Raw genomic sequence first — 13,545 nt, forward strand, 5'->3', positions numbered from 1 at the left:
GTCAGTACGCGGCACTCGCGACGAACTCCCCCGAGTTCCATGCCGCCCTCGGCGGCTACGCAGTGACGTGATGCGCCGAATGGCCGACGGCCGCCTCTTCGTTCAGGGCGCGCATGAATTTGGCCTGGCTCGCGTCGCCACGGCGGGCTGCGCGCTCGCGGCCGCCCGGCAGCTGGTTGAGGGCGGATTCGACGAGGTGGAGCGGGATACGCAGGGCGGGATACCAGGGGAGGGTCGGCGGGACGCCGAGCTCCTTCATCGCCGCCGCGCCCAGGTAGGCGGTCGCGATCGACAGGTGCTGCGAACGGGCGATCCTGCGCCTGAGCCCGGTGAGCGGCCCGAACTCCCACCGCATCGGGTCATCCGCCATCGGCTGCGCGAGCGCCCGGCTCGTCTCGTCCGGCGTGGACAGCGCCCGGGAGGTCTGGAACAGGATCCGTAGGCTGTCGCGGAAGCTGTGCGGCAGGAAGTCGTCGTGCACGCCCATGAGCCTTCCGACGTATCTCGTCAGGTGCGCGGCGGCCTCGTACTCCCTCGGGTGCGCGAGCATTCCGATCCCGATGCCCGTGGCGACGGGCGCGATGAGCGCGCCCACCAGTGTGGCCGCCATATCGGTCTGGTTGATCGGCAGGCCGTAGGTCTCGTAATCCCAATCGGGGAGTGCCATGACGTGCCGTCGCACCACCGAATGGATGAATCGCACGTGCAGTGTGGACCGGTAGCCCGGTCCGCCCGGCCGCAACCCGTCGGGCACGATCACGTCGAGCGCCCACTGGGAGGTCTCCGCGAATCGCTTGTTCGACCCCTTCTCGAGCGCACCGGTGCGGAGCAGGGTCTGATTGAAGCCGGAGAACAGGTATCCGCCCATGAGCGCAACGTCGCGGGCGATCGAGAAGCCGTCCGCGCCGCCGCTCCGCATGAGCTGGCCGCCGAGGAGGATCTTGTCCCAATCGACCCAGTCCGGCGCGGTCTCCATCTCCTCGAAGAACTCCCGCAGCATGTCGGGCGCCTCCGGGACGGACGCGATGCCCTCGTTCAGGGCCCGGTCGAACATCGGCTTGCGTGTCTCGCGATCCTGGTAGATCCAGTCGACGAGCTCATCCATCGGTGCGTCGCCGACCGTGAGGAGCTCGCCGAACCGGCGGAACTCCGCCTCGGTGGGCTCCGGGAGGCGCAGCGCCAGGCTCACCATGCGGATGCCCGGTGGCACTCGCCGGGGACGGTCGGGATGACGCACGGGTACGTGCACGGGTGCTGGTGCGGACATGTCCACCTCGTCGTTCGAGCGATCGGGCCTCGCATCTAAGTTAGCCGATGTTCTTCCATGGTGGGAGAATGTTCCTGAACTTCCGGGCGCGGTCTCGGTGTCACGGTACGCACAACACGGTGAGCGCCACCACGGTCGCGAGCTCGATACCGAACCCCAGGACGTCGCCGCTGATCCCTCCGAAGCGGCGCACGCAGTGCCGCATCGCGACCGTCGCCAGGAGGAGGCCGACCGCCACGGCGAGGGGGCCCTGCCACGGGCGCTCCGGCGCCGTCGGCACCGCGGCGGCCAGAGCGAGGGCGATCCACAGGACCTGCGCCGCGAGGCCCTGGGTGCCCGCCGTGAGAGCCCCGAAGCCGTCGGGGTTCGACGGTGCCCAGCCCCTCCGGCACCCGAGTACGGCCGCCACCCGGGCGGCGCCCACGGCGACGCCGATCGCGAGCCACGCGCCGCGATCGGCGAGCGCGCCCACCGCGGCGGCTTCCGCCAGCAGGAGGAGCGTCAGCGCGGCGGCGCCGAACGGTCCGACGGTGCCCTGGCGCATGATCTCGCGCGCCCGCTCCGGCGGGCCGTAGCTGCCCAGGCCGTCCACACAGTCGGCGAATCCGTCGAGGTGCATGCCCCGCGTCACGAGCGCCCCGGTCGCGACGGCCAGGGCGCCGGCCAGCACCGTCGGGAGGCCCGCGGCGTGCGCGGCCCACGCGACCGCGACCACGACCGCCCCCACGAGAGCACCCGCGAGCGGGACGCGGGCGATGATGCGGGCACCGTCGGCGCGCGTGACCGGACTCGGCTGCAGCGAGCCGGGCACGGGCAGCACCGTCATCCAAGCGACGGTGGCGGCGAGGTGCCGCACGTCAGTCGGCGGCCTTCCCGGAGACGCCGGCGGCGTCGAACGTGGCCATCTCGCCGAGCACGGCCACGGCGGAGCGGACGAGCGGCAGCGCGAGCGCCGCGCCGCTGCCCTCGCCGAGGCGCAGGCCCAGGTCAAGAAGCGGCTCGAGGTCCAGACGGTGCAGAGCGAGCGCGTGCGCGGGCTCGGGGCTCTTGTGCCCGGCGACCCACCAGCTGACCGCACCGGGCGCGAGATCGTTCGCGACCAGGGCCGCCGCCGTCACCACGACGCCGTCGAGGATCACCGGGGTGCGCCGGACCGCGGCCTGTGCCAGGAACCCGGCCATCGCGGCCAGGTCGGCGCCGGCGACGGTGCGCAGCAACGCCTTCGGGTTGCCCGTGTGCGGCCGCGCGCGGTACATGCCGTCGCGAACGGCGGCGGCCTTGCGCATCCACGCGTTGTCGTCGATGCCGGTGCCGCGGCCCACGACCAGCACGGGCTCGGTGTCGGTGAGCGCGCCCACCAGCACCGCCGCCGGAGTGGTGTTGCCGATGCCCATGTCGCCGGCGATGAGCAGGTCCGCGCCGGCGTCCACCTCCTCGTCGGCGATCCGGCGGCCCGCCGCGATCGCGGCGATCGTCTCCTCGTCCGTCATCGCGTCCGTCACGGCGATGTCGCCCGACGCGCGGCGGATCTTGTTGCGGCTCAAGTCCTCGCGAGTGTCGCCCGCAACGGCGATGTCCTCGATCCGGACCGTCGCCCCGGCCTGCGCGGCCAGCACGTTGATCGCCGCGCCGTCGGCGGCGAAGTTCGCCACCATCTGCGCCGTCACCTCCGGCGGGTACGCGGACACCCCGCCCGCCGCGACGCCGTGATCGCCGGCGAAGACGACGATGCGCGCGCGCTCGAACTGCTTCGGCGGGCACACGCCCTGGCAGGCCGCGATCCACTCGCCGAGCTGCTCCAGGCGGCCCAGTGAGCCCGCCGGCTTGGTCAGCTCCAGCTGGCGGTCGCGGGCCTCGCGGCCGACGAAGGGGTCGGGCGGGGAGAGCTGGGGGAAGGAGAGCGGGTCGGCGCCCGGCTCGAACGGCGGGAGCACGATCGGCGGTGCCGCCGGGACCTCCGGAACCTCTTTGACCAGGTGCGGAGCGGGTGCCGCAGGGGCGATCCCCGTGCCGGGGAGCGGCGCACCGTCGAGCGCGACCGGGATGCCGGCGACGACGAGCTCGGCCCGGTCGGCGATCGCCGCGAGCCTGGCGTTGAGTGCTCCCAGCAGGTCCTGGAAGACCCGGCCGGCGTGGGTCTCGGGGACGATCGACAGGCCCACCTCGGGACTCACGATCACCAATTCGCCGGCATAGGCCGCCGCGGCGGCGACCAGGCCGTCGAGGTCGGCGTTCACGTTCTCGGGCGTCTTCCACCCGGCGGCGTCGAGCCGCGCGGCGAGCCAGCCGCCCACGTCGTCGATGAGTGTGGGCACGGAGCCCTCGGACAGCACGGCGCGCAGGTCCTGCGTCTCCACCGTCGACCACGATGACGGGCGCCGGTCGCGGTGCGCGGCGACGCGCGCGGCCAGGTCGGGGTCGCCGTCGGGCCGCGGCGCCGTGGCGACGTACCGGACGAGACTTCCGGATGCGGCGATCAGCTGCTCGGCGCGGGCGGACTTGCCGGAGCGGACCCCGCCGAGAACGAGGGTGAGCGCCACGGGCTAGACCGCGTCGCCCGGCTTGACCCGCGGCCGCGGGATACGCATGCGCCGCAGCTGGGTGGAGCGCATGAAGGCGTACCAACCGAGGCGGAAGCCCGTCTCCGTGGTGTCCGGCCAGCGCTCGCGGACGCGGTTGTTGACGCGGCGGCCGGTGAGGATGCCCTCGATCGCCATCACCGCGACCATGACCAGCAGGATCAGCATGGGCACGCCCGCCATCTCCGGCCGGTTGGCGGTCACGAACATGAACACCATCACGACGACCGCGAACGGGATGAACATGGTGGAGACGTGGCGCTTCGCGTCGATCAGGTCGCGCACGTACGCCTTCACCGGGCCCTTGTCGCGGACGGGGAGGTACCGCTCATCGCCCTGCATCATGAGTTCGCGGCGCTCGTTGGCCTGCGTGCGGCGCTCCGCCGCGGCCGCCTTCCGCTCCTCCTTGCTCATGGAGTTGCGCAGTTCCTTCTTCCGCGCGCGGGCCTCCGCCCGCGTCATCGGCGCGGGCGCGACGGGGCCGCGCTTGCGCCCCTGCGCCTCGCGGCGGCTGGGCGTGGGGCGGCCCTTGCCCGGCGTCTGCGAGGGCTTGGCGAGGGAATCGGCGGCGGGCTCGGCGGCGCCGTCGGCTGCCGCGGCCTCGGCCGCCTCGGAGGTCGATTCGTCGGCCTTCTGCCAGGGGAGTTTCACGCCGTCCAGGGTATTCGATCGCGCCGGGTGCGCCACGACGCGGGTGATGCTGACTCCCGGGAATGCGCGGCGGGGGAGTACCGTTGAAGCAGACACCGACGTGCGTCTGTGAGGAGAACCTATGACTACTGCTGAGAGCGAAACCACCGGTGTGGTGCTGACCGAGGCCGCTGCCTCGAAGGCGAAGGCGCTGCTGGACCAGGAGGGTCGGGACGACCTGTCGCTGCGCATCGAGGTGCAGCCGGGCGGATGTGCGGGTCTGCGGTACCAGCTGTACTTCGACGATCGCACTCTCGACGGTGACGTGGTGTCCGAGTTCGGCGGCGTGAACCTGTCGGTCGACCGGATGAGCGTTCCGTTCCTGATCGGCGCGAAGATCGACTTCGTCGACACGATCGAGAAGCAGGGCTTCACCATCGACAACCCGAACGCCACGGGCTCGTGCGCCTGCGGCGATTCGTTCAACTGACGCACGACTGACGCCCGCGAGGCGTCCGGAACCCTCTCGCGGTTAGGCTGACGGGATTCGTCCGTCGCCGACCACGGGAGGGTTTCGTCGTGTCGATCGCCGTTTCCGGTTCCATCGCCACCGATCATCTGATGCGCTTCGAGGGGAAGTTCTCCGAGCAGTTGCTCGCTGAACATCTCGCCCACGTCTCGCTGAGCTTCCTCGTGGAGGAGCTGGTCCTGCAGCGCGGCGGCGTCGGCGCGAACATCAGCTTCGGTATGGCCCGGCTCGGCCGGAGGCCCGTGCTCGTCGGTGCCGTCGGCGCCGACTTCGACGAGGGCTACCGGGCATGGCTCGAGGACGCCGGCGTCGACACCCGCGCCGTGCGCGTCTCGAAGACCGCGCACACCGCGCGCTTCCAGTGCACGACCGACTCCGAGATGGCCCAGATCGCGTCCTTCTACTCGGGTGCCATGGCCGAATCGCGAGAGATCGCCATCGCGGACGTCGCCGCGACCGTCGGTGACCTCGACCTCGTGGTGATCGGCGCCAACGATCCCGCCGCCATGACGCTGCACAGCGCGCAGTGCCGCGAGGCCGGAATCCCGTTCGCGGCGGACCCGTCGCAGCAGCTCGCGCGCCTGAACGGCGCGGAGGCGCGCGACCTCGTCGAGGGTGCGAAATTCCTGTTCACGAACGAGTACGAATGGAACCTGCTGCAGCAGAAGACCGGCGTCAGCGCCGAGCGGCTCACCGAGATGGTCGAGGTCCGGGTGACGACGCTCGCCGAGAAGGGCGCCGACATCGTGGTCAACGGTGCGGACGGCGTGCAGCGGATCCACGTCGACGTGGTGCCCGACCGCGGTCGCGTCGACCCGACCGGCGTGGGCGACGCGTTCCGTGCGGGGTTCCTCGTGGGCCTCGACGCCGGCCTGTCCTACGAACGGTCCGGTCAGCTGGGCTCGTACGTCGCGGTCAAGGTGCTCGAGACGGTCGGTCCGCAGGCCTGGGAGTACGACGTCGAGGACGCCGCCGAGCGGCTCGCCGAGGCCTACGGGACCGACGTCGCCGCAGAGATCCTCGCTGCGCTGTAGGTCACAAACCTGATTACCGGCGAGTAACCTACGGTATCGTAGGTTCATGACGATCGCCGGTGCCCCCGAGGCCAAGCCGCGCCTGCGGGGCGTGATCCACCAGTTCGGTGCGCTCGGCGCCGCCGTGCTAGGGGTGCCGCTCGTCGTCGCGGGCTTCCGCGAGAGCGCCGCCGCCGGCCTCAGCCTGCTCGTGTACGCGATCACCGTGATCGGCGTCTTCGGGGTGAGCGCCGCCTACCACCGGGGGAAGTGGACCGACGCGCAGCGCATCTGGATGAAGCGCGCCGACCACTGCATGATCTTCGTCTTCATCGCGGGCAGCTACACGCCCATCGCGGTGCTCGCGCTGCCGTCGTCCGTCGCGCGCTGGGTGCTCGCCGTCGTCTGGGGCGGCGCCCTGGCCGGTGTCGCGCTGAAGGTGCTCTGGCCGCACGCGCCGCGGTGGGTCGGAGTGCCGCTCTACATCGCCCTCGGCTGGGTCGTCGTCGCCGTTGCCGGCGACCTCGTGCGCGGCGCCGGCTGGACCGCGGCGGTCCTGCTGGCCGTCGGCGGTGTGCTCTACAGCGGGGGAGCGGTGCTGTATGCGACCCGCTGGCCGAATCCCTGGCCCGCCGTCTTCGGGCACCACGAGTTCTTCCACGCCGCGACCGTCGTCGCCGCGCTGTGCCACTACATCGCCATGTGGATCACGCTGCTGCGCTGATCGTCCGTGCAACCGCGGCCGTGGGAACTCGGGGCGGCGCACGGCCGAGATCGAATCGAGCGAAGGCCGCGCCTCGTCCGACCTTGACCTTGACGCGGCGCCAACGTGTGTACTGCTTCCATCGGCACAGGAGGCAGAGATGAGAATCGGCGACATCGCCCGCATCGTCGGGGTCTCGACCCGCACGATCAGGCACTACCACCGGATCGGGCTGGTCGCGGAGCCCGCGCGCGAGTCGAACGGGTACCGGACCTATGCACTGGCCGATGTGGTTCTCCTCCTCCGGATCCGGCGGCTCGCCGAGGCCGGCATGTCGCTCGATGAGATCGCCGACGTGCTCGACGGCGACGAACGGCACCGCGACCTCGACGAGGTGCTCGCGGAACTGGATGCGGATCTCGCACGCCAGGAGCAGTTGATCCGGGAACGCCGGCGCAGTCTGGCGCAGTTGCGCGTCACCGCAGCGGGCGCAGTGGTATCCGGACGGGTCGACGCGATCGCGCGGCGGATCGCTGCAGTATACGACCCCGATGGTGCAGCCGGGCGCATGGAACTGGCCGTCATGGAAGTGCTGACCAGCGTCGTCCCCGGGGCGATAGAGCTGTACGAGGCCGCGCTCGACGATCCGGCGATCGGTGCGGCGTCCGGCGACATCGCTGCTGAGTTCGACGCGCTCACCACCGTGGAGCCCGACGCGCCGCAGGTCCGCGCGCTCGCGGAACGGCTCGTCGCGGCCGCGGGCGGACTCGCCGTTCAGGCCGGCGCCGTTACGGATGTCGTGCGGATCGCGCCGGACGACGTGACCGCATGGTTCGACTCCGCGGAGTGGATGTCCGCCGCGCAGCGGCGCTGCATCGAACTCGTGATGCGCGGATTGGAGGCGCGGCGATGAGTTTCTGGCGCGTTGAGGCCGCGCTCCGCAAGGTGCTGCCCGCGCGGGTCGTGACGATGCTGCTCGCCGAACCGCGGGGTGCGGTGGCCGTGTACCGCTGGATCCTCCGCAGGCGGCCGGCGGGGGAGGCGTTCTCGCACCACGGAGACGTCGTGATCCTGCTGTGGGTCATCGTCGCGATGACCGTCCTCGAAGGAGTCGTCGTCGAGGTACTGCTCCGGGTGATCCTCGGCCCGTCGCCGTGGGTGTGGATCGCATTGGGCCTCCACGCGTACGCGGTCTACATGATCGTCGCGGTGTACGCCGGGATGGTGACCCGCCCGCATTCGCTCGACGACGGTGCTCTGCACCTGCGGACCGGACTGGGCGCTGAGGTCGCCGTCGGACTGGAGGCGATCGACGTGGTGCACGCCGGGCGGTTCCCGGATTTCGACCGATCCGGCTGGAGGGTAGACGGCGACGGGAATGCGACGCTCGCGCGCGGTGACGCGAACCTGCGGCTCGAGTTGGTGCCGGGTGCCCTCGTCGTCGTGAACGGCGTCGCGCGGAACGGAATCCGGGCGGTGCACGGCACCGTCGATGAGCCGCAGCGCCTGGCCGCGGCGGTGATGCGGGCGCGCGAGGCGGCTGCCGCGGTGCCGGAGCGCTGAGGTCGGCGTCGCGGCCGACGCGGCACGCCGGGCAGCGCGAGCGCGACGGCTAGAGGCGGACGGGGTAGACCGGCTCCTCGATGGCGGGGTGGATGCGGTCCTCGACGAAGATGCCGTGCCACACCATGAACACCAGGACGGTCCAGATCCGTCGGGAGTGGTCTGTGCCGCCGGGCCAGCCCTCGGGGGCCTTGGCCTTGTGCTCGTCGAGCATCGCCAGCACGGCGCGACGGTCGATCCACTCGTCGGTCTGCGACTCCTCGATGACGTTCCGCGCCCAGTCGTACAGCTCCGGACCGGCCAACCAGTGCCGCAGCGGCACGGGGAAGCCGAGCTTCTTCCGGTGCAGCACGTGCGGCGGGATGATCTCCTCCAGCGCACGGCGCAGCGCGTACTTCGACGTGCCGCCGGCCAGCTTGAGGTCGGCGGGCAGGGTCTCCGCGACGCGGAAGACCTCCTTGTCCAGGAACGGGACGCGCAGCTCGAGCGAGTTGGCCATCGTCATCTTGTCGGCCTTGACCAGGATGTCGCCGCGCAGCCAGGTGAACTGGTCCAGGTGCTGCATCCGCTCGACGGGACCCCACCCGCGGGTCTTGGCGTAGATCGGCGCGGTCACGTCGGTGTGCGTCCACTCGGGCCGGAAGTCGCGCAGCACGTAGTCGAGCTGCGCGTCGTTGAACGACCGGGCGTTGCCGTAGTACCGCTCCTCGAGCGGCAGCGAGCCCCGCTGCAGCAGCGACTTGCCGCGCTTGCCCTCGGGCATCCGGTCGCCGATGCGGCCCGCGGTGCGCCGGGCCCAGGCCGGCAGCTTGTCGAACGGGGCGAGGGAGAGCGGTTCCTTGTAGATGGTGTAGCCGCCGAACAGCTCGTCGGCGCCCTCGCCCGACAGCACGACCTTGACGTGCTTGCGGGCCTCCTTGGCCAGGTAGTACAGCGGCACGAGTGAAGGGTCGGCCACCGGATCGTCGAGGTACCAGACGATGGCCGGGATCGCGTCGCGGAACTCCTCGGGGGAGACGGTCTTCACCACGTGCCGGGCGCCGATCGCCTCGGCGGACTCGGCGGCCACGTCGACCTCGCTGTAGCCCTCGCGCTGGAAACCGGTGGTGATGGTGATCAGATCGGGGTTGTGCTGGATCGCCAGCGCCGCGACCGCCGTCGAATCGATGCCACCCGAGAGGAACGACCCGACGGTCACGTCGGCGCGCATGTGCATCTTCACCGAGTCGCGCAGCGCGTCCGCGATATCGCGGTACACGGCCTTCGCCTCGGCGGACTCCAGCCCGCCCGCGAGGGGCTTCACCGGGAAGCGGGGCTCGAAGTAGCGCTGCCCGACGACCTCTCCGCCGGGGACCACGGTGGCGTAGCAGCCCGACTCGAGCCGGCGGATGCCCAGGTGCAGCGATTCGGGCTCGGGAACGTACTGCAGCACGGTGTAGTGCTGCACGGCGCGGGCATCGAGGCCCGGCTTCAGCCCCGCCTCGTCGGCCAGCGCGAGCACCGACTTCTTCTCCGACGAGAAGACGGTGCCCTTCGAGCCCGTCGCGACGTACAGGGGTTTGATGCCGAACGGGTCCCGCGCGAGGGTCAGCTCCCGCTTCTCGGTGTCCCAGATCGCGAAGGCGAACATGCCGCGCAGCTGTCCCAGCACCCCGTCGATGCCCCAGTGGTGGAATCCGGCGACGATCGGCTCGCCGTCTCCCTCGGTGCGGAACTCGGCGCCGAACTCGTCCGCGAGCCGCTGCCGCAACTCGAGGTAGTTGTAGATCTCGCCGTTGAACGTCAGGGCGTACCGGTCCGGGTTCTCGGGCGGGCCCCAGCGCAGCGGCTGGTGCGCGTGCTCGATGTCGATGAAGGCGAGGCGGTTGAAGCTCAGCGCCAGGTCGTCGTCGTGCCACGACCCACCGAACTCGTCCGGGCCGCGGTGCCGCATGCACCGGCCGGCGGCGGTCACCGCGTCGACGACGTCGCCCGCGTGCTGATCGGCGGACAGGAATCCCAGGAGGCCACACACGGTTGACCAGTATGCCGGAACGGGCGCCTTCCGCCGGAACGCCGCAGGCCCGTCACCCGGGCACGCGAAACGACGCGCCATTTGCCGACCCCGCAACGTGGACCCCGTCCCGTTGGTCTACGCTGCGTAGTACAAGGGGAACGTGCAGCCCCGGCCGTGAGTTCCCGGACGGGGAGACGGTCCGGATCGGGCCCCGTAGCACTGACCGTGTTTCAGCAGGAAGGCGCGACATTGGCACCCGGAAGTAACGCCCACGGTGGGGCCGCGTCCTGGCGTAAGCGCCTGGTTCTGGCCGCCGGGCTCGTCGTCAGCATGTTCGCTCTCGCGGGCTGCGACGTCGACGAGGTGATGCGTTTCGGTTGGCCCGAGGGTGTGACCCCCGAGGCCCGTGACATGACGGAGCTGTGGAGCTGGTCCGTCGTGGCCGCCCTGATCATGGGTGTCCTCGTCTGGGGCCTCACGTTCTGGACCATCACCAAGCACCGGCGCAAGGCGGACTCGCCCGATTTCCCCCGGCAGACCGCGTACAACGTGCCGCTGGAGCTGCTGTACACCGCGATCCCGTTCCTCATCATCGCGGTCCTCTTCTACTTCACCGTGGTCGTGCAGACCAAGGTCGAGAAGATCGAGGACAACCCGGGCGTGACCGTGGACGTCACCGCCTTCCAGTGGAACTGGCGCTTCGCGTACCGCGAGGTCACCCTCGACGGCAACAAGGTCAAGCTCGAGCGGGAGAACCCGTACGGCAAGCAGCCCGACATCGCCAAGCTCAACGAAGAGGCTGCGAAGATGAAGGAGCACGGGCACGTCGAGGCGCAGCCCGAACGCGGCCCGAACCACGGCCGCTTCCAGGAGATCCGCGACTACCTGAAGTTCAGCACCGTCGAGGTGCAGGGCTCGTCCGCCGAGATCCCCGTCCTGGTCCTGCCGACCGACACCCGCATCCAGTTCGACCTGGCCTCCGCCGACGTCGTGCACTCGTTCTACGTCCCGCAGTTCGCCTTCAAGCGCGACGTGATGCCGAACCCGGTGCAGAACCACACCCAGAACAAGTTCCAGGTGTCCAGCATCGACCGGCCCGGCGCCTTCGTCGGCCGCTGCGCCGAGATGTGCGGCGACTACCACTCCATGATGAACTTCGAGATCCGCGCCGTGACGCCGGAGAACTTCAAGAAGTACATCGAGGCGCGCCAGGGCGGTAAGGACAACGTCGCCGCGCTCGAGGCGATCGGCGAGGTCGGTGTCTCCACCAGCACCTTCCCGTTCGACACCCGCCGCACCGGCCGCACCCCGTCGGGCAACAGCACCGCGCCCGTCAACGCAGAAGGAGCGAACTGACCCATGAAGGTCGAAGCGAAACTCTTCGAGTTCCTCACCGCGTTCTTCTTCCTCGCGGGCATCCTGTACACCGTCGCGACGGCGATCTGGGGCCCGGGCTACGGCTACGGCGCCGTGGAGTGGGTCGGCGTCACCGGCATGTTCCTCACCGGTGGCCTGACGCTGATCATCGGCACGTACTTCCGGTTCGTGTCCAACCGCGTCGACACCCGCCCCGAGGACTACGAGGACGCCGAGGTCTCCGACGGTGCCGGCGAGCTGGGCTTCTTCAGCCCGCACTCGTGGTGGCCCATCCTGCTCTCGGCCTCGGTCGCCGTCGTCGGCATCTCCGTCGCCCTGCAGCTGTACTGGCTGTGGTTCTTCGGCGGCCTGCTCGTCGTGGGCGCTGCGTGGGGCCTCGTCTTCGAGTACCACAAGGGTCCCGAGAAGCACTGACGCAGTAGCCGTCGAAACGACGCCCGCCCCGGTTCTGAGAGAGTCAGTTCACCGGGGCGGGCGTCGTTCTTCCGTCCGCGTTCACCGCGGCGCCCTCCGCAGGTCGTCTCCGCCTGATTGCATGCAAGCCATGACGCAGGCCAGAGCCGGGCTGTCCGTACGCAAGCTCACCGCCGACGAGGTGCGCGGCAGGGGCGGCACCGTCGCTCCGCCGAGGACCAAATTCGACTTCGCCGACGCGGAGCCCGAGGCGTACGGGGGCGGAGCGTACGGCACCGTCGGGCACCTCGGCGTCGTCGAGGCACCGCGTCGCTCCTACCTGGCCGTGGATGCGGTGGGCAGCCCCCGCACCTCGGACGACTTCCGCGCGGCCGCGGAGGCGCTCTACGCGGCCGCCTACGGCGTCAAGGTGCGCAACAAGGCGCTCTACCGGCGCGGCACTCCCGGCGCCGACGAGGCCGCACGCACCGACTTCCGGATGCCGCCCCTCGAACGTCTTCGCGGCGACGTGACGCCCCAGGACACCGCTGCCGCCCGCTGGACCCTGCTCCTGCGCAGGCCGGTGTGGATCGACGAGGCCGAGGTGGGGGACGTGCTCGAACAGCTCGAGGCCAGCAAGGGACTCAGCCTGGCCCGGGTGCACTGCCTGGACCTGCCGGCATCGTCGTACCTGCAGACCCGCGTCGACGGGCGGTGGTCCGCCGCGCTGACGCCCACCGCGAAGGCCTTCGCCGTGCAGCTGCGCGAGCGGGGGCTGATCGCCGTCGATGGTGCCTGGCACGAGGTCTGCCTCGGCGAGCCGGGAGCTCCCGTCGGGCAGAAGAGCTACCTGCTGCGGCTGCGCCTGGCATGACTCACCGAGGGGCGTCGCCCCGGGCCCGCGCCCAGGTCACGTCGTCCCGGCTGCGCCGCTCCCGCGCGACTCCGGCGACGGCACCCGCCGCGTGCGCGGCGACCCCGAACGCCGTCATCGACGTCACCTCCCACTCCTGCGGCACCGCGAACTCGGCGGCGACGGCCTCGCGGTCGAAGGCGCGGAACTGGTGCGCGTCGATGCCGATCGACAAGGCCTGCAGCGTCATGTGCGCGACGGCCTGGCCCAGGTCGTAGCGGGAGAACTCCGAGTACTCCCAGTCCGTGTCCGCGACGAGCACCCGGGCGAGGTTCACGACGATCGCGGAGGCGTCGGGCGCCCACCGAGCGGAGCTCCCGGCGAGATGGCGCACGATCCGCGCGTGCACGGCGTCGTCCCGGCGACCGGCGATGAACGCCCACGGCTGCGAATTGCCGGCCGAGGGCGCGAGGCGGCCCGCGTCGAGGATCGTGTCGAGCATGGCGTCGCTGATCTCGACGCCGTGGTCGAAGACCATCGGGCTGTGTCGGCGCAGGACGGCCGGATGGATCTCCGGGACGGCCGGGATCTCGCAGGTGCTCACGGCGTCCATTGTGCGCGATGCACCCGAGCGCGTGTCCT

General features: G+C 70.9%; 14 protein-coding genes. 8 read left to right on the forward strand and 6 right to left on the reverse strand.

Annotated features, from left to right (window positions below):
- Positions 1-55: 55 nt before the first annotated feature.
- The 4 genes from ELY19_RS16205 to ELY19_RS16220 form a co-directional block, all read right to left on the reverse strand.
- Positions 56-1,267: an oxygenase MpaB family protein gene (locus tag ELY19_RS16205; RefSeq protein WP_126197144.1), complete on the reverse strand. Its 1,212-nt coding sequence runs from the start codon at positions 1,265-1,267 to the stop codon at positions 56-58.
- 100 nt (positions 1,268-1,367) lie between these two features.
- Positions 1,368-2,093 (reverse strand): adenosylcobinamide-GDP ribazoletransferase, encoded by a 726-nt coding sequence (locus ELY19_RS16210; RefSeq protein WP_197715910.1) that lies wholly within the window; start codon positions 2,091-2,093, stop codon positions 1,368-1,370.
- A gap of 31 nt (positions 2,094-2,124) precedes the next feature.
- Positions 2,125-3,807 carry a nicotinate-nucleotide--dimethylbenzimidazole phosphoribosyltransferase gene (cobT, locus tag ELY19_RS16215; protein ID WP_126197146.1) on the reverse strand — a complete coding sequence of 561 codons (1,683 nt, stop codon included), beginning with the start codon at positions 3,805-3,807 and terminating at the stop codon, positions 2,125-2,127.
- 3 nt (positions 3,808-3,810) lie between these two features.
- Positions 3,811-4,497: a DUF3043 domain-containing protein gene (locus tag ELY19_RS16220; RefSeq protein ID WP_126197147.1), complete on the reverse strand. Its 687-nt coding sequence runs from the start codon at positions 4,495-4,497 to the stop codon at positions 3,811-3,813.
- A 121-nt stretch (positions 4,498-4,618) separates the two neighbouring features.
- Here ELY19_RS16220 and ELY19_RS16225 point away from each other — a divergent pair, with 121 nt between their 5' ends.
- The 5 genes from ELY19_RS16225 (at position 4,619) to ELY19_RS16245 (ending at position 8,284) form a co-directional block, all read left to right on the forward strand.
- The gene (locus tag ELY19_RS16225) at positions 4,619-4,966 is read left to right on the forward strand and encodes a HesB/IscA family protein (RefSeq protein WP_126197148.1); all 348 of its coding nucleotides are present in this window, start codon (positions 4,619-4,621) and stop codon (positions 4,964-4,966) included.
- 89 nt (positions 4,967-5,055) lie between these two features.
- Entirely contained in the window at positions 5,056-6,039 is a 984-nt protein-coding gene (locus ELY19_RS16230; RefSeq protein WP_126197149.1) for a carbohydrate kinase family protein, read from the forward strand.
- A gap of 46 nt (positions 6,040-6,085) precedes the next feature.
- Positions 6,086-6,742, forward strand: a complete 657-nt coding sequence (gene trhA / locus ELY19_RS16235; RefSeq protein ID WP_126197150.1) for a PAQR family membrane homeostasis protein TrhA — start codon at positions 6,086-6,088, stop codon at positions 6,740-6,742.
- Between the two features lie 139 nt (positions 6,743-6,881).
- Positions 6,882-7,634: a MerR family transcriptional regulator gene (locus ELY19_RS16240; RefSeq protein WP_126197151.1), complete on the forward strand. Its 753-nt coding sequence runs from the start codon at positions 6,882-6,884 to the stop codon at positions 7,632-7,634.
- Positions 7,631-8,284: a hypothetical protein gene (locus tag ELY19_RS16245; RefSeq protein ID WP_126197152.1), complete on the forward strand. Its 654-nt coding sequence runs from the start codon at positions 7,631-7,633 to the stop codon at positions 8,282-8,284. The genes ELY19_RS16240 and ELY19_RS16245 overlap by 4 nt, the downstream gene beginning before the upstream one ends.
- 49 nt (positions 8,285-8,333) lie before the next feature.
- Here the strand turns inward: ELY19_RS16245 and asnB are convergent, their stop codons facing one another.
- On the reverse strand, positions 8,334-10,298 hold the full coding sequence (gene asnB, locus ELY19_RS16250; RefSeq protein WP_126197153.1) for an asparagine synthase (glutamine-hydrolyzing): 1,965 nt from the start codon (positions 10,296-10,298) through the stop codon (positions 8,334-8,336).
- A 231-nt stretch (positions 10,299-10,529) separates the two neighbouring features.
- Between asnB and ctaC the strand changes: the two genes are divergently transcribed.
- The 3 genes from ctaC to ELY19_RS16265 all read left to right on the forward strand — a co-directional run bounded on the left by ctaC (position 10,530) and on the right by ELY19_RS16265 (position 12,924).
- Entirely contained in the window at positions 10,530-11,636 is a 1,107-nt protein-coding gene (gene ctaC / locus ELY19_RS16255; RefSeq protein WP_227966885.1) for an aa3-type cytochrome oxidase subunit II, read from the forward strand.
- A 3-nt stretch (positions 11,637-11,639) separates the two neighbouring features.
- Positions 11,640-12,071, forward strand: coding sequence for a cytochrome c oxidase subunit 4 (locus ELY19_RS16260; protein WP_068521058.1), 432 nt, complete (start codon positions 11,640-11,642; stop codon positions 12,069-12,071).
- A gap of 130 nt (positions 12,072-12,201) precedes the next feature.
- Complete coding sequence (locus ELY19_RS16265; RefSeq protein ID WP_126197154.1) at positions 12,202-12,924, forward strand: hypothetical protein; 723 nt, start codon at positions 12,202-12,204, stop codon at positions 12,922-12,924.
- A gap of 1 nt (position 12,925) precedes the next feature.
- Here the strand turns inward: ELY19_RS16265 and ELY19_RS16270 are convergent, their stop codons facing one another.
- On the reverse strand, positions 12,926-13,507 hold the full coding sequence (locus ELY19_RS16270) for a nitroreductase family protein (RefSeq protein WP_227966887.1): 582 nt from the start codon (positions 13,505-13,507) through the stop codon (positions 12,926-12,928).
- Positions 13,508-13,545 lie beyond the last annotated feature (38 nt).

The organism is Tsukamurella paurometabola (assembly GCF_900631615.1).
In the GTDB taxonomy this organism is placed as follows: domain Bacteria; phylum Actinomycetota; class Actinomycetes; order Mycobacteriales; family Mycobacteriaceae; genus Tsukamurella; species Tsukamurella paurometabola_A.